This is a genomic window from bacterium (assembly GCA_021372535.1).
GTDB lineage: Bacteria > Latescibacterota > Latescibacteria > Latescibacterales > Latescibacteraceae > JAFGMP01.
The window spans coordinates 86,935-109,531 of the sequence record JAJFUH010000183.1 but is presented as its reverse complement, the minus strand read 5'-3'; the positions used below and the strand labels follow the sequence as shown (position 1 = coordinate 109,531).

The window sequence follows — 22,597 nt, the reverse complement described above, 5'->3', positions numbered from 1 at the left end:
CTGTAGGGTATACCATTGAGGATAATTATTTATTTGCAACATCGAAATACAAAAGTACGATAGATATAAAACAAATCCCCGTGATTATATTCTCGGAAAATCACCGGTCACTCGTAAACCTGGAAAAATATACTATATCATGCTTAAAAAACAAAGTAAACTCATCGGAGAAAAACCGGGGGGCAATTCCACGAAAAATGGGGCCTGCGCCCGCGCGGGTGATCCGGGTTACAAAATAAAACCTAAACTGTCTTGACGCTGCGTTATGATAAATAGTATCTTAAAAAGAAATTATTCATCATGTATCTGGAGGAATACTTTTATGAAGAGTAAAGAAGAATTTGTTGAAGAAATCAAAGAAATCAGGGCCATGCTGGCTTCGGGTGCCGAGGCGAAATGCTCATGTCCTAACATTCATTGTGAATTTCATGGAGATTGTTACAACTGCATACGTATTCATCGCCACTATAAGGATCATGTGCCGAGATGCCTGCAACCCATGCTTCGGGAAAAGGTCAAGGGATTAGCACAGATAGTGGAATTCACGGTTGAAAACATACCCGGAAGTCCCAAAGAATACTGGGACTATCTCAATGAGGTCGCGCCTAAAAAAAATTCCTGATGAGCTCTTTAGTTGTAAAAAAAGACTTCAGAATCCGGCAGAGAAAGGAAATTTACATGGAAACGCGTCGTTCGTTTATGGAGAAAGCGGCACTGGCAGGTATCACGGGTATTATTGCGACAAAAACCGCGCCGGCGTTCGCTCAGAATATGGGAATGATCAAGATCGGGCAGCTCGGTCTCGGCTCGCATAATTTTCTGGGAAGGTTATTGAACCCGCCTGAAGAAATGAAGGGCAAGGTTAAATGTCGCCCGTATGCTGTCTGGGACGACGCTCCCGGAGTCGCCGAAAAACTGAAGCAATCCCAGGGATTCGAGAAGGTGATTGCCGATCCGGTAAAACTCGCGAAGGAATCCGATGCGGTGCACGTGGAGCACGCCGATTACCGTCGGGCTCTGGAACTGGCCCGTCCGGCGCTGGAAATGGGCAAGCCTGTGTTTATCAACCGCCCGTTTACTTCAACAATTACCGATGCCGAGGAAACGGTCCGTCTGGCAAAAACGTATAACGCTCCGCTTATGAGCGCCTCATCGCTGGAATTCCAGCCCGAAGTTGAGGAAATGCGGATATTCGCAAAAGAAAAGGGGCCGATACGCACATACGAGGCATATTGCCCGGAGCAGCATTTCACCTGGATGTTTCCTCATGTTTTCAACTATGCCCATGCGGCGTTCGGGGGCGGAATTGACACGGCGTACTTTACCGGCACATATAATATGGACCTCGGCAAATGGATCGATGAACACAAGCCCTTCGGCACTTCGCTGTGTATCCTGACATGGAAATCACATGACGGGCAGCCACCCATGATCGGGATGAACCATATCGGCAACTATCCCGGCCCCTTCCACATCAATGCCTATGCGGTAGGAGAAAACCGGACTTTTACGGCTGGAGGGAATCTGTTCGATTACATGTTCCGGGCATTACACGACTTTTATGCCGAGCGGAAAATCCCGCGGCCATACGAAGCCATTCTCGAGGAGCACCGTGCGCTCGCCGCTACTAATGTCTCACGCCTGGCCGGAAGGGCGGTGAGCCTGGATTCCCTCGGCGGCGATGATGCGGTACCGTATTCGGAGGACATTCGCTGGTGGGTGGTGAGAAATTTTCTCAAGCCCGCGAAATGATTCACCGTAGAGGTATCATCTCTTATAAAGGAAATAAAAAAAGGGCTTGGAAATATACTCTAAGCCCTTGTTATTATTCTGGAGCGGGAGACGGGGATCGAACCCGCGGCATCAAGCTTGGGAAGCTTGCGTTCCACCACTGAACTACTCCCGCACAGTGTGTGTAAATATATCGAAAGGGCCGGGATTCGTCAACGGTTTTTATGCACTGCAATGACCACCAATATTTTAGATCACTTTTTTTACCGGATTATTTATAGAAATATTTTCCCCACAAAAAACACAAAGGCACAAAGAGAGATAAACGATTAACAATATTATCTTTAGTGACAATTCATCGTTCACATATAAAAAAACAGATCCGTAAAAATCCGCCCGATCCGCGAAAATCCGTGTTCTACAAAAAAGGGAGCACTCTTGTGAAAAAACGTATCTTCTCTATCCTGTGTATTACAGTGTGTATGCTGTTTATTTTCTCATCGGCAACTGTCGCGCAGGAATTCAGGACAACTGTCAAGCAGGAATTCACGGCAATCAAACTGCCCGCTCCAATGACTGACGGCGGAAAACCTTTGATGCAGGCGCTCAAGGCCAGGCAGACATCCCGTGAATTCCGCACTGATGCCCTGCCCCTGCAGGTGATATCCGACCTGCTCTGGGCAGCGTTCGGCATCAATCGACCCGAATCCGGGAGACGCACCGCTCCCTCCGCGATGAACTGGCAGGAAATCGATATATATGTCGCAAGTTTCGGAGCTGTTTATCTTTATGATGCCAGGGAACACGCGCTGATACCGGTTCTTGGCCAGGATATACGGTCCTCGACCGGAACACAGGCGTTTGTCGGGGAGGCTCCGGTGAATCTTGTCTATGTCGCCGATTTATCGAAGATGGGAGGCGGATCGGATGAAGGAAAGATACAAACCGCCTTCGCCGACACCGGTTTCATCGGCCAGAATGTCTACCTTTATTGTGCATCGGAAGGTCTGGCAACCGTGGTCCGCGGCTCGGTCGACAAAGACGCTCTTGCTCAGCTCATGGGGCTTCGTCCCGAACAGCGTATCACGCTTGCACAGACGGTTGGATACCCAAAATAAGAAACGGGCATAAATACCTTTGCTCCGGTGAATAAACAGTGACATCGGAGACGTCATGCCGAACTTGTTTCGGCATCTATTCCAAATATGAGTAGCATTATTTATTCGCCGAAGTAATAACATCGCATCAGATTATAGACTTAATGGAAAAAATTTCAACCGCGCGTCAGGAGGAACCGGAATGCGCAAGAAAATGATTATCGTCATGGTTTCAATGGTGTTGGTCGGCTTGATCGTTATACCCGTTTCGGCAGAAATGGTCACCGTAAACTGGGGCGGCAGCGCTGAAAAAATCTATGACAACGGTTTCATGCACATGCTCATGAAACATCCCCAGGGTGGCGTATGCCTCTTTAACATGGAGCTGATCCAGAATGACGCTCCCGGTGCCGGCTTCAGCGAAAAGGGTGTATCGACCGATGTCATATGGGGTAAAAATCAGGCGCGTAAATATATCATGCTCGACGATATACGGACAAACAAGGCATGGCTTGTCCTGTTCACCGTGCACCAGGGTAAAACCCCGCTGAGATTCAAGATCAACGGGAATGCAGGTCAGGTCAATACGTGGGATACATCCAAAAACCAGGAAGTATACCGCTGGGCCGAATTTCCCGCCGAATGGCTGAAAAAAGGCCGGAACGTGATCGACCTGTTCTGTCCCGAAGCCTCAAGCGATGCCGAGGGCTGGGAAGTATATATCGCACGGTCGGATGAGTTTGAAACTGGCGGCGGCGATCCGAAAGATGTGGGTAAAACATCGTTCAAATCCGCGGATGGCGGCGAATCATGGAAAGAAAGCCCGTTCGGACCTCTCGGACAGACACGGGCCGAATACTCGATTCGGATCAGTCTCGACCGCTTTGTAAGCAAGGGATGGCTGGCGAGCCAGGTAATAGACCTCTGGAAGGGGGATTCACCGGATTTCATCGTTCCGCTCCGTGAGATAAAAGATGTGAAAATCTCAATCCGGTCGGATGTTCCCGAGGGTGCCAGCATAGAATATTTCCTGCGAAAAGGCCCGGACCCCGACCCCTATTCAAAGGAATGGGGACCGTATGAATATGTCGGAAATGGCGCGGCTGTTTCTCTCGATTACGACGGAAACACCATGACCCGCCGTTACATCCAGATCAGGGCCGAGCTGAAAACGGCCGATCCGCTCAAGAGTCCCATCGTAAAATCGGCGAATGTCGAGGTTCAGCTTTTCGAACGAGTGCCTCTCAACAGAAACATCCATGTCGTTTCCACCGATAATCCCTCAATACAGTACTCATCGATCGACTGGGAATGGGAAAAATGGGATCGTCCCGAGTTCAGAGAACTCCGTACGCTCGAAAACCTCGATGAGGTTGTAGCCGGTTGCCGGACCGAATTCGATGGACAGGTCAGGCTCCTCGATTACGTCACCAAACGCTGGCGTCACTCCTCCCCTCACCCGGAGTATCCGGCATGGGATGCGAAATCCATCCTCAACCGCATCAACAACGCCGGCGGCGGGGGCATGTGCATCCAGTTCAACAACACGCTTGCAGGGCTGTGCATGTGCTACGGCTGGCAGGCGAGGCTCGTCAATGTCGTCGGGCACGAAATCTGCGAGGTTTGGAACGACGAATACGGTAAATGGATTTTCATCGATGCGGATTTCGAGAACAATTACGACTATGACCCATTGACAGCCGAGCCGCTCGGTATGCTCGAACTTCACCGCCTTTACCTCGACTACTACTTCCCCACCCGGCCCATCGACTGGATGAATGATATGATAACATGGATGGGAAAGGTTGACGACAAACCCGTTCCGGTCAAGCGCGGCTCGCTTTCGCAGCATCCGACCTCTTCTTATGTGCCGGAAGGCACCGTTTCGGGTTTCATCAACGCCGCCTTCATGCGTATGGTGCCCCGTAACAACTGGTACGAAAAACCCTATCCGCGACCGCTTGCCCACGGAAGCACCTGGTGGCCGTGGGACGGCTACATCTGCTGGTACGACGACCGGACACCGCCGAAACGCCAGTATTCATGGCATACCGACCGTCCCCGCGACATGTGGCCTGATCTCAATAAAGTCCACGTCGATGCGACTTCCACGCTCGGGAACGACCGCCTGTTCCTGAGGTTCGAAACTTACACGCCCAATTTCAGCCATTTTGAGGTCAATGCCGACGATACGGGCTGGAAAGCAGTCGGCGAGCGCTGGACATGGCTCCTCCAGTCCGGAAGAAACACACTTGGAGTCCGCGCGGTCAGCAAAGCCGGCGTCAAAGGAAAGCCCTCCGCGTTTGTCGTCAATCACGCCGATGCTCCCCTTGCCGATTATCTCAATTATTGACAGATATTTCAGTAAAAGAGAAATGCCCTTTGTACACACATGTATGAAGGGCATTTTCTTTGCGGTGCGGTATATCTTTCGGGCTATTTCACAAGCATGCAAGTTAAGGAGAATTTAACCACGGAGACACGGAGGACACGGAGAAAAAAAATCCGGTTATCATGTTTTAAAAAAAGTATGGTATATATTGTAATTCTGCTCATCGTTAATAACTCTTGTACCAAAGAGATATTGACTTTTTTCTCGTTTTATATTTTAATAGGTATATAAAAAAACTGTATTATTGCAAAGGTTCATCTTTTTGCCCGGAGATAAGAACCATATCACTGAGGAGTATTATCATTTATCCAAACAGGACAAAAACCATGAAAAAACTGAATATCCTTATAACGGTGACGTTTGGTATGGTTGTGCTTCTCTCTACGCCTCTGTCCGCACAAAAGGACGATTTCGAGGATTTTATAAAAAAACAGCGGGAAGAGTTTGATAAACAGAAGAAAGAAGTGACACAGGAATTCGATGACCTGAAAAAAAAGGCCGATCAGGATTTTGCGCAATTACTGAGCCAGGCATGGCAGGAAATGGAGGTTTTTAAAGGGCTCGAAGCTGACACAACACCGAAACCGGTCGAACCTCCTGTGGCACGGCCTGTTAAAACTCCCGAAAAAGAACCCGCAAAACCACCGGTGAAAACGCCGGAAAAGGCCCCCGCGAAGGTTCCGCAAAAAGCCCCTGTCAAAGAACCTGTACCTGAAGAAAAAAAGCCCCAGGCCCAGAAGAAGGAACTGCCGAAGGAGAAGGAAAAAGTCATTCAGATTCAGCAGCCCGAAGGTGAGCCGGTATCATTTATTTTTTATGGAACTCCCGTAAGAATTTCAATAGACCCGAAATTGAAGGTCAATCTGACCGGGACCGTTTCGGAAAAGACCATAAGCGCATTCTGGGAAACCATCAGCTCGTCCCCATATGAAAAAGCTCTCGAACAGCTTTTCGAGGTAAAAAAACAGCTTCGCATGAACGACTGGGGATTTTGCCTGCTCCTGGATACTGTTGGGAAAAACATTTACGGCCCGCCGACAACGCAGCGCAATCTGTTCGTCTGGTTCATGCTCATCAAATCCGGGTATGACGCCCGTATCGGATTCGTTGACGGCCAGGTGTATCTTCTCCTTCCCTCAAAGCAGACATTATTCGGTGTTCCGTTCTATACCCTCAATAACAAAACATATTATATTACCTTTCTCGGAACGAATCCCGAAAGTGTCAAATCGCTGTATACATACGAGGGAAGCCATAAAGCCGCTGATAAGCTTATCGATATGAATATATACCAGTCACCGGATGTTACTCAGAAGTATGTGTCCAAAACGTACAAATTCAGTTATTCCGGCAAGGAATACTCCATTCCGGTGGATGTCAACCAGAACATAATCGATTTTTATCAATTTTACCCGCAGACAAATTTCGAAGTTTATTTCAGTGCTTCCGTCGACAGCGAGTCAAAAAATGCCCTCCTCAACGGTCTGAAGCCGGTGATATGGAATCAGCCGGAAGACGAGGCTGTAAACATGCTCCTCTGTTTTGTGCAGACAGCGTTCCAGTACCAGACAGATGAAGAGCAGTTCGGAAAAGAAAAGCACCTGTTCGCCGAAGAAACCCTCTATTATCCGTTTTCGGACTGCGAGGACCGATCCTTCCTTTTTGCGTTTCTTACACGGAATCTGCTCGGTCTCGATGTGATAGGGCTTCACTATCCCGGACATGTCGCAACGGCGGTAAAATTCAAGGGCTCGGAGAGCGGCGATTCCGTACAGTATAACAACAGCAGATATATAATCTGCGATCCCACCTATATCAACGCTCATTATGGCGAGTGCATGCCCAGATTCAAGAATGTGAATCCGGAAGTGGTTGCAATACGGACTGATTGAGCACAGTGCTTCCGGCAATTGGGTAGATACGTTTTATCTGAAAATGCATCAACGGTTCCAAGTGCCGAAGCACCAGCATAGTGTCAGGAATTCCTGTAACGCCGTCATTCCCGAATCTTTAATCGGGAATCCATATACAGCCTGTATACATTTTTCAGCCTTCGGTGTGACCATCTCTGGTCATGGGAGTTATTCACATTATTCAATGGAACACGGATTGGGCTGATTTTCACGGATATAAATTTTATTATTTCTAATATTTTCAAGCTATTATATGTGCTTTAACCTCCTTGTCTTTTTGCCCCTCTGCCACCTTACTATTCCGTTTCTATACTATACTGAACTGACAGGACACCTCTGAAAAAACGACAGGAAAACAGTGTCATATCGCTTGATAAAACCGTAACTTTATTATATCATCCTCTCTATGACTATTACGATTCTCAATAACTACCTTACTCAGCAAGGAGACATTCCATGCAGAAGAAAGTTGTACTGTATCTTTCAGTCATGTTTCTTGTTCTTTCGGGATTAAAACCGGCCGATGCAGGCACGGTCACCACGACATGGGGCGGCAGCGCCGAAATGGTGTATGACACCGGATTCATGCACATGCTCATGAAACACCCGGACGGCGGCGTATGTCTTTTCGACATGGACCTCGTCGAAAACGACTCTCCCGGCGCTGGACAGAGCGAAAAAGGCGTCTGCACCGACATCATCTGGGGAAAAAACCGCGCCCGGAAGATTCTCAATGTGGACGATCCCCGCGCTCATTCGGCATGGGTGGTCATTTTCCCCTACTATAAATCGGGGAAATATCCCCTGAAATTCACGGTCAATGGCAGGGAAAGCCAGATTTCCAACTGGGACACCGAAAAGAACAAGGAATGGTACCGCTGGAGCGAGTTTCCGGCGGAATGGCTCAAAAAGGGAAGGAATGTTATCGACCTGTACTGTCCCGAAGCGCAGACTGCCGAGGATGGATGGGAAATCTTCATATCGCGCGCCGATGAATTCGAGACAGGCGGCGGCGACCCGAAGGATGTGGGGAAAACATCGTTCAAGTCCACGGATGGCGGTGAATCATGGAAAGAGAGCCCGTTCGGCCCCCTAGGACAGACACGCGCCGAATACTCGATCCGGCTCAGCCTCGACCGCTCGGTGAAAACCGGATGGCTCGAAAGCCCGGTAATAGACCTCTGGAAGGGCGACTCGAACGATTTCATCGTCCCGCTCCGCGAAATCGGAAAGATGAAACTGGTCATCGAATCCGAGATGCCCCAAGGAACGAAGATCGAGTACTATTTTCGCAAGGGCACCGATCCGCAGCCATTTTCAGCCACATGGGAACCGTACGAGTTCATAGGCAACGGCCCCAGTCTCGACTTCGAAACGGGTGATGCCAAACTCAACCGTCGCTATATTCAGTTTAAAGTTGTACTTTCGACCGAAAACCCCCTCCTCACCCCCGTTGTCAAGTCGGCGCGAGTCACCGCTGAACTGTTCGAACGTGTTCCGCTCCCCCGGAACATCCATGTCGTTACGAGCGACAATCCACCAATCAGATATTCCTCTCTCGACTGGGAATGGGAAAAATGGGACCGCCCCGAGTTCAAAGAACTCCGCGAACGCGAGAACCTCGACGAGGTCATCGAGGGGAGCAGGACCGAACTGGACGCGCAGGTCAGGCTCCTTGATTATGTGACACGCCGCTGGCGTCACAGCAGCCCGTTCCCCGAATTCCCGGGATGGGACGCCCTGTCCATACTCAACCGGGTTGAGACCACAGGCGGCGGCGGATACTGCCTGACATTCAATAATCTCCTTGCGGGTATGTGCATGGCGTACGGCTGGCAGGCGCGAATCGTCAACGTCGTCATTCACGAGGTCGTGGAGGTCTGGAACGACGACTACGGCAAGTGGGTGTTTTTTGACGCCGATTACGAAAACCACTACAATTATGATGTCGAGACTGCGGAGCCGCTCAATCTCCTCGAACTCCATGAGCGGTATCTCGACTACTACTTTCCCGGACACACGCTCGACTGGATGAACGACAAATTCGACTGGTTCAAGCTCAAGGAGGACCAGCCGCCATCGGTGAAGCGCGGTTCGCTGACCGACCACCAGAACACGGTGCTGACGGGCTTCATCAATGCGGCGTTCATGCGCCTGATACCCCGGAACAACTGGTACGAAAAGCCCTATCCGCGCCCGGTCACGCACGGCAGCGGCACGAACTGGCCGTGGAACGGGTATGTCAACTGGTATGACAGCCGGACGCCGCCGAACCGCAAGTATACCTGGCAAACCGACCGTCCCCGCGATATGTGGCCCGATCTCAACAAGGTGCATGTCGATGCGACAACGGGATTCGGCAACGGCCGCCTCTTTCTGAGGTTCGAAACCTACACACCCAATTTCAGCCATTACGAGGTGAATGTGGACGATACCGGCTGGAAAAAGGTCGGCGACCGCTGGACATGGCTGCTCCAGTCGGGGAGAAACACCCTTGCAGTCCGCGCTGTCAACAAGCTCGGCGCAAAAGGAAAGCCATCAACGTTTGCTGTCAATCATGCGGATGCTCCGCTGGCGGACTATATGAATTATAAATGAGAAACTTTTTAAATACGGTTTCATAGAATTATTACCCTCACCCCCGGTCCTTCTCCCGTAAACAGGAGAGGGATGAAAAACGTATTCTATCAGGTATTCGGGCATGGTACATGATGAGAGCTCGAAATTGAACAACCGATACATGTCATATGGGAGACAATCATGAAACACTTAACAAAAACAGTCTTTTTCCTTTCTTTAATACTGTCCCCAGGACTGGCATCACTCCATGCTGATACTGTGCATACTTCATGGGGCGGCGACACCGAAATGGTGTATGACACCGGGTTTATGCACATGCTCATGAAAAATCCTGATGGCGGCGTCTGTCTATTCAACATGGACCTCATCGAGAACGATGCTCCCGGTTCTGGACAGAGTGAAAAAGGAGTATACACCGATACCATCTGGGGCGCTTTCAGGGCACGAAAAATCCTGTATCTCGATGATCCGCGTGCATATTCGGCATGGATTGTCGTGCTCCCCAATTACCGGTCAGGAAAATATCCCCTCAGGTTCACGGTGAACGGGAACGAGAATCAGATTCCGACATGGGATATCACGAAAAATGTCGAATGGTATCGCTGGAGTGAATTTCCGGCACAGTGGCTTAAAAAGGGCAAGAATGTCATTGAGTTGTATTGCCCGGAGGCTCAAACCGAAAAAGAGGGATGGGAACTCCAGATATCACGGGCTGATGAATTCATTTACGGCGGGGGCGATCCGGCCCATGTCGGTGAATCATCCTTTAAATCCTTCGATGGTGGAAAAACATGGAAACAGAGCCCATTCGGAGCTGAACAGAAAGACAGGGCGGAGTACGGCATCCGTCTCAGCCTCGACCGATTTGTCCGCTCGGGATGGCTGGAAAGCCCTGTTATCGATCTCTGGAAAGGAGACTCGGACAGCTTTATCGTACCGCTCCGTGAGATCGGGAAAATGACACTGACCATCGATTCCGAAGTCCCCGCAGGAACCAGAATCGAGTATTATTTTCGAAAGGGAACAAACCCGCAGCCCTTCTCGGATGAATGGGAACCATACCAGTTCATCGGCAGTACTCCCCGTCTTGACTTTGAAACCGGTGGAGCCGATCTCAACAGACGGTATGTTCAGTTTAAGGCCGTTCTGTATTCGGACGATCCCCTGAAAAGCCCGATTATAAAATCAGCCCGGGTGACCGCTGAACTGTTCGAGCGCGTCCCACTCCATAAAAACATCCATGTAGTCGAATATGAGAATCCGCCTATTAAATATTCATCGGTGAACTGGGAATGGGAAAAATGGGACCGCCCCGAATTTAAAGAAATCAGGGAGCGTGAAAATCTCGATGAGGTCATTGCCGGAAGCAGAACGCAGTTCGATGCACAGGTGAAGCTTCTCGACGATGTTACAAAACGGTGGCGCCACTCCGACCCGATGCCCGAGTTTCCGGGATGGGATGCCAAGAGCATTCTCGACCGTATCGACAAGGCGGGCGCGGGCGGTTACTGCCTCCATTTCAACAGCGTTCTCGGCGGTCTCTGCATGGCGTACGGATGGCAGGCCCGGATTGTCAACTGCGCCATCCACGAAGTTGTCGAGGTCTGGAACGATGAATACGGCAAATGGATATTCCTCGACGCCGATTATGTGAATCAATACAATTACGATGCCGTGACCTGTGAACCGCTCGGTATGCTCGAGCTCCACAAACGTTACCTCGACTACTTTTTCCCGGGACAGACCCTCGACTGGATGAACGATATGTTCGACTGGAAAAAGCTCCGGGAAAACGATCTTCCCCCGGTCAAACGCGGCTCGCTCACCCAGCACAAGTTTTACGGCGGACCGATGGAGGGATTCACCGGTCTGATCAATGCGGGGTTCATGCGCATGGTGCCTCGAAACAACTGGTACGAGAAACCGTATCCGGTGCCCCTGACCCACGGGTACAGCGGCTGTCTGGCTTGGAACGGCTATATCAACTGGTACGACAACCGGACGCCGCCGAACCGTAAATACTCATGGCAGACCGACCGTCCCCGCGACATGTGGCCCGACCTCAACAAGGTGCACGTCGATGCGACAACGGGATTCGGCAACGACCGTCTCTTCCTGAGGTTTGAAACCTACACACCCAATTTCAGCCATTACGAGGTCAATGTTGACGACACCGGCTGGAAAAAGGTCGGCGACCGCTGGACATGGCTGCTCCAGTCCGGGAGGAACACTATTGCCGTACGTGCGGTCAATAAACTCGGCGCGAAAGGAAAGCCGTCAACGTGTGTAATCAATCATGCCGATGCGCCGCTTGCAGATTATATGAATTATAAATAGGCTGTTATAATAATCTGGATGATGGGATGAAGCCCCATTCATTGTCCTCCCGCTCCGCTGCGACAGAGCAACGAGACGGCGAGGCGGGCATCCCTCTTTTTTATGAGGAATTTTCAGCTGAATCTATGTGTTTGTAATTTTTAAAAACTTATATGATTCGGTTTTACATATTTAACCATCGGAGCAATAATTCTCCCGGAGTGTGTTCAATGCGAAAAATATTGATTGTATTGATGGAATCGGTCGCGTTCTTCATGGTGAGTATCGCTCCGGTTCATGCGGAGATCGAGACTGTCACATGGAGCGCCGACGCGGAAACGATCTACGACACGGGATTCATGCACATGCTCATGAAACATCCGGACGGAGGCGTGTGCCTGTTCAACGTGGACCTCATCGAAAACGACAGCCCGGGAGCAGGCACCAGCGACAAAGGGATTTATATCGACAGCGTCTGGGGAAAAAACAGGGCGCGGAAAGTACTGACAATTGATGATCCACGGGCGCACAAAGCCTGGCTGTATCTCTTCCCGAACCGTAATCCAAAATTTCCGCTTACGTGCGAAATTAACGGGCACCGGACACAGGTCGACAATACTGAACGGAAAGGCTGGGAAACAGTCCGCTGGATCGAATTTCCTGTCGAATGGCTCAAGAAGGGAGAGAATGTCATCGATCTCTCCTGCCCCGAGGCTCAAACGGAAAAGGAGGGCTGGATACTGCAGCTGGCGCGGGCAGACGAATACGAGGCAGGAGGTGGTGACCCGACGTCTGTCGGAGAAACTTCCTATAAATCCTTCGACGGCGGCAGATCATGGAAAAAAAGTTCTTTCGGAGCCGACAATAAGCTCCGCGCCGAATACTCTGTGCGGATAAGTCTCGAACGGCATGTCAAAACCGGATGGCTGGAAAGCCCGGTTATCGACCTCTGGAAAGGCGATTCCGATACGGTCATCATGCAGATGAGGACCATCAAGAAATTGAAATTCTCCGTCATGTCCGAAGTTCCTCCGGGCTCGACGCTCTCACTTTATATCCGGAAAGGAACAAGCCCGGGCCCGTATTCGAAGAACTGGGAGCCCTATGAACCTGCCGGAAACGGACCCTCCGTTGATCTTGAAATCGACGGGGGTGTGTTCAACAGGCGGTATCTCCAGTTCAAGGCTATTCTTTCAACCGATAATCCGCTCGTCAGCCCGGTCATTAAATCCGCCCGCATTACAGCGGATTTTGAAGAAAGCTTTCCCGTGCCGCTCCACAAGAACATTCATGTAACCGAAATCGACAATCCGCCGGTTAAATATCCTTCGGTACCATGGGAATGGGAACCATGGGACAGACCTGAGCTCACGACATTGCGGAAGCGTGAAAATCTCGACAAGGTCATCGCCGGAAGTCGCACCGAGCTCGAAGCCCAGATGAAACTGCTCGATTACGCCCGGAAACGCTGGCAGTGGACACCTCCGAATCCCGAGTATCCGGAGTGGGACGCTCTCTCGATTGTGGAACGTGTCAACAAGGGAGGCGGGGGCGGAATGTGTATCCAGGAAAATCTCTTTTTTGTCGGATTATGCATGGTATACGGCTGGCAGGGGCGGCTTATCGGCGTGGACGGTCATGAGGTGTGCGAGGTCTGGAATGACGAGTACGGCAAGTGGATTTATTTCGATGCGTTTTTCCCGAATCACATCCTCTGCGATATCCATACCGGCGAACCGCTGAGCTTCCTCGAACTCCATAACCGTTACCTCGACTACTTCTATCCTGACCGACCCATGGACTGGGCAACCGATTACCGTGTCAGCACCGATTCATTCAAGGACAGGAAGGACAAACCACCGATCATCCGGAGCTCGCTTACCTACCACGATCATCAGGCGAATGCTTATACCGGCTTCATGGAATCGCGGATCATGCGCATGATGCCCCGGAACAATTTCTATTCAAAACCCTTTCCGAGGCCATTGTCCCATTACGGCGGCGGATATTTCTGGCAGGGGTATGTCAACTGGTATGACAACAGAACCCCTCCTCGTGGTCAGTACAACTGGTACACTGACCGGCCGCGTGACATGTGGCCTGATCTGAACACCGTCCACCTGACTATCACCCAGGGATATGGAAACGACCGGCTTTTCATGGAATTCGAAACCTATACGCCCAATTTCAGCCATTACGAAGTAAACGTGGACAACACCGGCTGGGAGCAGGCGGAAGAACGGTGGACATGGCTTCTTGTTCCCGGCAGGAATACGCTCCTCGTCAGGGCTGTCAGCAAGTCTGGTGTCGGAGGCAAACCATCACGCATAACGGTCAATCATGTCGTCATGCCGCTCAACGAATGGAAAATAGAATAAAAACGAGATTTCTTGGTTTCTTGTTTATCGTTTATGGTAAAAAATTCAGGTACGTTGCAGTTTTAAAAACCGGTTATCCAGTTAAATCAGCTAACAGATTGATCCCTCTCGGCTTCGCCGTTTCCCCCTTATAATAGAAAGGGGGATGAAAGTGCCCAAATAGCCGCTCCCCCTTTAAAAAGGTGGGATGCCATAGGCAGGGGGATCACATACTATCGAAAAAAATTTTCAATTCTGATTAAATAAAGTTTTCTATGCTTATCAAACTGGATAACCGGAATAAATAACCACAAACCATAGACCACAAACTATAAACCATATTCCGGTTTTCCGAATTACGACTTATATCGATCAGTAGTGGCGCGATTTTTTCAGGTAGTACGGGTGATAGCTCATAACCTGAATGGAGCGGTCGGTAACCACTGAAAATTCATACTGCTCGCTGGCATATTCACCGGCCAGTATCTGTTTGACAGCGGCATTTTCGAGCGACAGCCCGGCGCGTACCCGGAAATCCTCGTCGAGAACGACAATCCTGCCGTCTTCGGTACCCGCAGCGATATCGGTTCGCCTGTGCTGAGTTGCCGGAAACACCTTTATATCAGTAATACCCCGGCCAAGGCTGACTGCCCGTATCCGCTCGCCCTTCAGGTTATAGAGGATAATATCTCCGGCATCGGTGCCCACAAGTATGGCGGTCATGCCGTCATGGGAGGTTGTGAGCGTTTTCATCACAGTCACTTCTCCTCCGGTGTTGGCATTCCACTGTGTTTTTCCGGTTGCGGGCTCGAGAGCATAAATCCGGTTATATTTTGTGCCGAAAACCACTTCCTCATTCCCATCACCGTTCGTATCGGCAAACACCATGTCGGTCAGGTGAAAACCGCAGTAGTCGGTCACCGACAGGAATTCGCTTCCCATCTCTTCCCATGTGTACCATATCACTTTGCCATCCTTCGGTGAAACCATATTGAGCGGTGTATGATACTCCGTACCGACCGCAATAAATATCTTACCGTCGCGATGCCGGAGAATTCCGATACGGGTCTCGGGGTGATAATAGGTAAAACATTCCCACCGGACAGAGCCATCAGGCTTGAAAGCATACAGTTTCCATCCGGCTGTTGAAACGAGGATGGTGGACGATCCCGTACCATCGATGTCGCCGACCACTATATCGACCGCATTCGCATCGGTACCGTAATACATGGTCAGCTTATGAGTCCAGAGCTGTGAACCATTCTCACCGAAACAATAGAGATTCTCGCTGTCATCACCCGCGATAATCTCGATGGAGCCATCATGGTTCACATCGGCGGCAGCCATGCACGTGACTGGGCGACTGGAAGGAACAGTAAACAGAACATGGCCACCATTTTTATCATATCTGGTTACCCTGCCCTTCGTGTCACCGGCTATATAACCCGATAATCCCGCACTGCACACAACGGTGACAGAATCATCGCTCGCATACTCTTTTATACGTTCGATTCCGAAATCTTCGAACTTTTTAAGACCGGATTCGGGATTGATTCTTTCTGCGGCCGAAGTCACCGACATGAACGGCACGCGGTTTTTCCAGAAATCACCCTTAAAGGTAAAATCGAAGTTGAAGGTATACGTGCCGGACCCGAGACGCACTGTATCTTTCTTTTCATCTTCCAGCGGTCCGATTTCCCTGAATTCGAGGTTACGGATTTTAAACGTCCCCGTACTTTCCTCCGGTACGATGAGCTTCCCGGTCCGTCTCCGGTAATTTATCTCGAAATGCACCTTCCCGGGGGCTTCGATATATGAATTTCTGAAACCGAGAAATGTCGTATCGAGCAGCCAGATGTACCGCGAATCCTGAACAAAAAGGCTGCAATCGGTATAGACACCCTCGTCGGCAAGGGCATCGGCATTCAATCCGATAAGATCCGGGCTTTCGGAATCGTCAACGATATACATCCCCTCCCCGACCTTGTAAAGATTCCGGGGTAGTTCCTCATAATCGTCAACGGCGTACATGAGGTTGGCAAATATCCAGGAATCACCGGGTGTCATGGTGATGTCTCTGCGGGCATGGCTGATTGTGGTCTTTCCGTTACCGTACGGGTAGTTCCAGCGGCTCCGGGAACCATCGGCCTCATATTCCAGGCGGCGTTCGGCTTCATCGGCGCTCTTTATGAAAAAGGTCTTGTCGCCCTGATGGACGGTGAGGAGGTTTCCGGCGAGGTCCACATCACCGCGTGTCCGCCAGCGGGCATCGAGCCGGAAATCGCCGTCCCGGAGGGCTTTGATTCTGTCGAGAAACAGGAAATACTTCCCCTTCCTCCAGATAATCGTGCGCTCCCAGTCTGCACCGTTATAATCCCGCGAAGTCGTGCGTGTAATACCGAATTTTTCAAAATCACCGGCGCAGTCCAGTACTGTCAGAGGCGGCGGGTCTTCCTGAATACCGTTACGGGTTACGGTGACACCGTTATGGTACTTCGGAGTGGACTTGATATAATCGAGGTCAAACAGCCAGATGCGGTCTTTCCAGGTAAGACGGGAAATGGTGTTACCGTCAAGGTGACCATGCGAAAAGGTGGAAATACCATCGAGCAGCATATATTCATCCTGAGGATCGAAATTCCACCGGTACGATATCTTGTCAGAATAACGTCCGGCTTTAACAGACAGGTGCGCAATGTTCTGAGTCCGCAGGGAGCTCCACCTGAGCGCTCCCTCATCGAGCAATACGGGGAACACACCGACAAACCGGGACGGCTCTTCTTCAGGGATATCGACAGCGTATATTCCGCTGTACATGTCCTCTACGGAGAAAACACGGTCGGCGCCGAAATGCATCTGTATAGGGTTTTCCCCTTTTTTGTCGCCGCTTTTCATGGTGTCGAGGCTGATGACCCGTTCCTTCGACCCCCAGTTGTAGAGCCACTGATACTGGCCATCACCGTAAAACCAGGCACCCATGCCGTAAAACTTGAGCTCCATGCCCCGCGCGGAACCTTTAGCCCGGTGGGAATATCCGCCCACATCCCCCAGGCTCACCGGATCACGGCGGTTGTCGATTGTTGCGGTCACGAGATCTATGAGCGAACGAAGGCGGTTACTCGAACAGAAAGAATCATCGCCGCGCGACATATCGTACGTAAGCAGGTGGAGCGGCGAGAGATAAAAATAATTTCCTGCGTCGTCATTGGGACGGAACGAGTGCTCCTGCCCCCTGTCGAAGGCACGCCGGTATTTCTCGACCATCGAATCGAGACCGGCGATATCATATTTCTCCGTAAAATACCGGTGAGAGTAATAGAGGCTCAGAGCGAGAAAAGTGGTATGGTTCTGCCTGCCCTCGTCGAGGGGCGCATTCTGTACATCGAGGTTGGGCAGCCACCGGACGAATGTCATATACCCCCAGAGAACCTCTTCGATGATCTTCCGGTCTGCGGGGGTGAAAAAGGGATCGTCATCGATCAGCTCCCACGCATACACCATCTTCCAGAGGTTGAAGTAGAGATTCGTCCATCCCTCTGGAACCCACTGCCCTGTTTTTTCCGCGCGTTCGTGGCACAGATAGAATCCATCGCGGAAATGCTCCGCCCATTTTTTATCACCGCTGAGAAAGTACAAAAGTCCCCAGTTCGCTATGCTCCAATAGGGCGCCATGGTGGTTCGAAGGTTCTGCCGCACGTTGTCGAGAGTTGAATCCACACTGTCCGGAGGTTTCGGTAATTCAAGATCGGACTTGAGATAGTGCATTATTCCGAGGGTCGATGCGCCCTGTTCGATGAGGTTTACGAATTGCTCGAAACCGGGCATGATGTCCTCGTCACGGCTTACTCCGATGACCATGACCGACCGACCGGTATTCCAGATCGATGCGGCGGGATGAACGATCACTCCGCCGGCGCCAGGGAAATACGCATCTGCAAAGGCGAACCGGCGTTTGTAGAGATCGAGCGCATAGCGATTATCGGAAATATTCCCGATGATAATGAGGTGTTTGAGGCCGAGCTCGTTTTCGAGCGGTTCATCGGCGCACCGGAAGGGGATTGTGCTCCCGCATTTCGATGCCAGAAGAGCCTGCATTTCCTGAACATGAGGTTTTGCCGCAGCAGGGTAGATAACTATCAATTCCTGTGGATCGAGCGGAATCGTGAAATTTTTTTCAATAGGTTTTTTCGGAAAGGCTCCGGGAATATAATCATTGTTCTCCTTATATGCATATACGGCATTCCGGGGGAAAAATCCCACGATAATAATGAAACATATTACAACACATGACAAGCGTCCGGAAATATTCATTGTAACCGCCTTTGAAAAAACGTATTCGTTGTAAAAACAATACAGATTAACAGAATTGACTGGTATGTTATAATATAACAGGAAAACTCAGAATAACTTATACGCTTTAATAAACACAATGAATGGGTCTAAAGCTCCGACAGTTCCACAATAAAAACATGATACATAAAAATGATTTATACAAGTACAAATGTTTCCGATTATATTACTTGTTTAAAAAGTGATTGTCATCACAAATCGACTCCAATATAATAATCTATATTCTCTGTAATAGACGATATCGGTGGCTGATTCGCACGGTACCATGAGCCGGAAGTGTTTATAACATCATTAAAAGTCCGCGGTTTCAATTTCAGAAGGATTTATCATTCCGGAGAAACTCGCTTGAATAAAAAGTTATATGTGGGATTGAGCATAATACCATTCCTTGTGGCTTTTCTTGGAATTTCCACGCTGACACAGGCACCCTATACCGGTCTGACGTATGAATTGAAAGACGGGACATGGTATATATCATCGGTTTCCCCAAAAGGTCCTGCCGGGAATATACCTGAGTGTACAGACGCGGAAATTGTCGCCATAGAGGATTTCGAGCTCGAATCGTTCGATCTCGTAGAGGACTTCGATTATATACCCGACCGGGAGTCGCTCAATCACTGGTGGAAAGCACAGACATACTTTTCCCGGCATGTAAAACCGGACAAGCCGCTTGTACTCAGACTCAAAAACGGCGATGTATACAGCTCTGCAGAAATTGTGCCTGTCCGCTTGCCTGTGGCTGAAATTCTTTACAGAGTCGGGATGATGTTCTTTCTCGGGCTTTTTTCACTGATAATCGGTCTTGTGGTTGTTTTGAAAAAGCCCGGTGATGTGCGCGCCCGTTCTTTTTTTTACATGGTGTTCTCCGTTGCGCTCATATTTGTAACCTTCGGAAGTTATACATCCCGCGATACAGCTTTCAATATCACTATTTTCAGTGTATTACGAATCATAAACATTTTCGCGTTCGTTTATTTCCCCGTCCTGTTTTTTCATTTCTGCTGCCTCTTCCCCCGTGAAAAAAAGCTGGTTACATACCGGTTTTTTACACCGGTTCTTTATACGATCCCGATTATCGTAACCGTTCTCTATCAGCCGCGTATTTCATACCTGTCGCTCAATTTCCTGTTCATGGCCGGGCTTGCCTCCGGTGTGGGTTTATTCATATACAGTTACGCCACATCGAAATCTCCCCATGAACGGTATCAGATACGGTGGGTTTTGGGGGGAGTAGGAGTATTTTCAGTCGTATTCATGATGACGACATTTATACCGATCCTTGTCACGGGACAACGGCTTTTCAGCGACAGGGTTCCGAGCCTGTTTTTTATTCTGATACCACTCTCAATGGCTTTCGCCATAACAAAATATCATCTCATGGATATCGACACCATATTCGATAACTCGGTTATCTATTTTCTCACACTCTGTATTCTTGCGGGACTCGATGTGGGAGTCATCAGTACGCTCGCCCGTCTTAAAAATCTGGCTCTTGCTATCAAGGAACCCTTCGCGACGGTGATAGCGCTCTGGTTGGTTGTTCTTGCTTACATTCCCGTAAGGAATAATATAAACAAAGGCGTAAAAAGGATACTGAGACGTGATATTTATGATTCCCTGGAAGTATCTATCAGGCTGAGCAACAAACTCCTGGCCGCTCACAATGCAAAAACCGTGGTGGATGCGGCTGTTGAAACGGTAATCGGAATCCTACATCCCAAAGGTATTTCGGCTTATATATACGGTAAAGAAAACGACAGGGAAGTCGCTGTTCCTTATTTCGGAGAATGTGAAGATTCACTCATAACGCTTGCGATAAAAGCCCGAGAATATAAAGAACCATGTCCGCTCTACATGATCGATTCGGAGTTCGGAAAACTACCTGAGGTATATACAGATGGGGTTATCGTTACCCTGCGCACATCGGCAGGTACGCTCGGGTGCCTTCTGCTCAAGAACAAAGAGTCGGGCAGACTGTATACCCGCCAGGATATAAACCTCCTCAAAACACTTGCCAGCCAGACATCAATGGCCATTGAAAGCATCTTTCTCAAGGAGGAAAGCGAGCACCGTCGGCATGAAGCTCTTCGCGAGCGCGAAAGAATATCTAGGGAAATACACGATGGTATCGGCAGCAGTTTCAGCAACGCCTTAATGCTGATAAATCTCTTTGATAAGGATGCCGATGAGGATAAAGGCAGATCGGAGCGCCTGAAGAATCTGAAAAGTCTTCTTTCCGGGGGTCTCACCGAACTTCGCGATCTCATCTGGACAATCGAAGAAGACGAGTACAGGCTCGGCGACCTCATTTCTCATATACAGGAGAAGGCAGGAACAATACTCGGTTGTGAAAACATTCCATTCCATTTCGAGATCGATGTCGAACATGAGTCTCTGGCACTGCCGGCAATGGTAAGGCTCAACATTATCCGTATCGTTCAGGAATCACTGGCAAATGTAATCAAGCACGCCGAGGCCGCCAAGGTTGATATCAGAATAAAAAACACTGCTCAGCAGTTGAGAATCACGATAGCCGATAACGGCAGGGGTTATGATGCGGAACAGAACCGGACCGGAAGCTATGGACTGAGAAACATGAAAAAACGGTGTGAAGAGATGGGAGGAATATTTTTTTGCACTTCCGCTCCCGGCAAGGGAACGGAAATTATCATTTCACTTCAGGTTCCGCAATCGGATTAACTATTTTTATCATTCTGCCGCTCCACAGATGATTCGATCGCCCGCGCTACTGCCTCTCCTCTCGAATGAACCCTCATCTTCTCGTAAATCTTGCGTATATGATTGTTGACGGTATGAACACTTATATCGAGTTTAGATGAGATTTCCTTATATGATGCTCCGTGAACAAGATTATCAAGTATCTCCTCCTCACGAGTCGTCAGGGAATAACATTCGAGCCCGTTACCCGTTGCAGCGCTCTTTTCACTGTCCTTGAATTCATGGAGAATTTTCCGCGCGACCTTGCCCGAAAGAAAAGAACCGCCTTTTTTCACCTCATTGAGCGCCCGGATAATTTCCTCACGAGATGAGGCTTTGAGAATATAACCCGAAGCGCCGGCTTTAATGGAATCTATAATGGTCGCCGTGTCCTCGAAAACTGTCTGAATGATGATTTCCAGCCCGGGAAACTCTTTCTTGAGTGTCCGGGTTACCTCGATTCCCGATATTCCGGGAAGACCGATATCGACAAGAAGCACATCGGGAAGTGGTGCAGACGGTATTGATTTGAGAGCATCTTCTCCGGAAGTATACAGAGCGCTGACCTTCACATCCTCACTCTCGATGTATTCCCTGAGAAGGTCCGCAGCCACCTTGTTATCTTCGATGATAACTACATACAGCATGCCATGAAACTCCTGAAAGACCGGTATACGAATTTAAGGAATAATATAACAAATACGAAACATGGTAAATGACTAAAATAAGTCATATACGTATGACAATAACCCGATAATAAATGACGATTCCCTCTTGAATATACTATTTTCATCCTCTATTATCCACGATGAATATGTATTGCAATACATTGATTATAAATAGAATATATATGATTATTGCTGTTGATTTTTAACCCCGCAGAAAGGCCCCACGGTCACAACCGGTTTTTTTTAGTATAAAGAATGGGTGCTGTCCGAGCGAGCCGAAGGCTCGTGTCCCGAAAAACAGGCCGTGAACGGGGAAAAAGGCTTTTCACGGGGGGCCCTTTCCCTGGTTACTTCCTTTGGGCACGCAAAGGAAGTAACCTATAGAAAAAAGTGTGTGTAAAAAATGGAGGAAGGCCAGGACTATACTACCCTTGTTTCGAAGTGGATTTGTTTTTATATATTTTTTTATAAATGC

12 protein-coding genes and 1 tRNA gene are annotated in these 22,597 nt (G+C 49.4%); 10 read left to right on the top strand and 3 right to left on the bottom strand.

Annotated elements, in window-relative coordinates; all coding sequences use genetic code 11:
• From LLG96_16440 to LLG96_16430, 3 genes are all read left to right on the top strand, one after another.
• The coding region (locus LLG96_16440) for a hypothetical protein (protein ID MCE5251798.1) at positions 1 to 239 on the top strand (239 nt) is incomplete at its 5' end.
• Between the two features lie 83 nt (positions 240 to 322).
• Positions 323 to 622 (top strand): hypothetical protein, encoded by a 300-nt coding sequence (locus LLG96_16435; protein ID MCE5251797.1) that lies wholly within the window; start codon positions 323 to 325, stop codon positions 620 to 622.
• A gap of 56 nt (positions 623 to 678) precedes the next feature.
• A complete protein-coding gene (locus LLG96_16430) occupies positions 679 to 1,752 on the top strand; it encodes a Gfo/Idh/MocA family oxidoreductase (protein MCE5251796.1) in 1,074 nt (357 codons plus the stop codon).
• 79 nt (positions 1,753 to 1,831) lie between these two features.
• On the opposite strand, the gene LLG96_16425 is transcribed toward LLG96_16430, so the two are convergent.
• Positions 1,832 to 1,906, bottom strand: a tRNA-Gly gene (locus LLG96_16425).
• Positions 1,907 to 2,171: 265 nt separating this feature from the next.
• Between LLG96_16425 and LLG96_16420 the strand changes: the two genes are divergently transcribed.
• The 6 genes from LLG96_16420 to LLG96_16395 all read left to right on the top strand — a co-directional run bounded on the left by LLG96_16420 (position 2,172) and on the right by LLG96_16395 (position 14,407).
• Positions 2,172 to 2,849 carry a nitroreductase family protein gene (locus tag LLG96_16420; protein ID MCE5251795.1) on the top strand — a complete coding sequence of 226 codons (678 nt, stop codon included), beginning with the start codon at positions 2,172 to 2,174 and terminating at the stop codon, positions 2,847 to 2,849.
• A 181-nt stretch (positions 2,850 to 3,030) separates the two neighbouring features.
• On the top strand, positions 3,031 to 5,181 hold the full coding sequence (locus LLG96_16415; protein ID MCE5251794.1) for a transglutaminase-like domain-containing protein: 2,151 nt from the start codon (positions 3,031 to 3,033) through the stop codon (positions 5,179 to 5,181).
• A 365-nt stretch (positions 5,182 to 5,546) separates the two neighbouring features.
• Entirely contained in the window at positions 5,547 to 7,112 is a 1,566-nt protein-coding gene (locus LLG96_16410) for a hypothetical protein (protein ID MCE5251793.1), read from the top strand.
• 477 nt (positions 7,113 to 7,589) lie between these two features.
• Positions 7,590 to 9,731: a transglutaminase-like domain-containing protein gene (locus tag LLG96_16405; GenBank protein ID MCE5251792.1), complete on the top strand. Its 2,142-nt coding sequence runs from the start codon at positions 7,590 to 7,592 to the stop codon at positions 9,729 to 9,731.
• Positions 9,732 to 9,893: 162 nt separating this feature from the next.
• Complete coding sequence (locus LLG96_16400; protein ID MCE5251791.1) at positions 9,894 to 12,050, top strand: transglutaminase-like domain-containing protein; 2,157 nt, start codon at positions 9,894 to 9,896, stop codon at positions 12,048 to 12,050.
• 209 nt (positions 12,051 to 12,259) lie between these two features.
• Positions 12,260 to 14,407, top strand: coding sequence for a hypothetical protein (locus tag LLG96_16395; GenBank protein MCE5251790.1), 2,148 nt, complete (start codon positions 12,260 to 12,262; stop codon positions 14,405 to 14,407).
• A gap of 351 nt (positions 14,408 to 14,758) precedes the next feature.
• On the opposite strand, the gene LLG96_16390 is transcribed toward LLG96_16395, so the two are convergent.
• A complete protein-coding gene (locus LLG96_16390; protein MCE5251789.1) occupies positions 14,759 to 18,697 on the bottom strand; it encodes a PQQ-like beta-propeller repeat protein in 3,939 nt (1,312 codons plus the stop codon).
• A 384-nt stretch (positions 18,698 to 19,081) separates the two neighbouring features.
• On the opposite strand from LLG96_16390, the gene LLG96_16385 reads away from it, so the two are divergent.
• The gene (locus LLG96_16385) at positions 19,082 to 21,436 is read left to right on the top strand and encodes a histidine kinase (protein ID MCE5251788.1); all 2,355 of its coding nucleotides are present in this window, start codon (positions 19,082 to 19,084) and stop codon (positions 21,434 to 21,436) included.
• Here the strand turns inward: LLG96_16385 and LLG96_16380 are convergent.
• Positions 21,433 to 22,101: a response regulator transcription factor gene (locus LLG96_16380; GenBank protein MCE5251787.1), complete on the bottom strand. Its 669-nt coding sequence runs from the start codon at positions 22,099 to 22,101 to the stop codon at positions 21,433 to 21,435. The genes LLG96_16385 and LLG96_16380 overlap by 4 nt on opposite strands.
• Between the last annotated feature and the right edge of the window lie 496 nt (positions 22,102 to 22,597).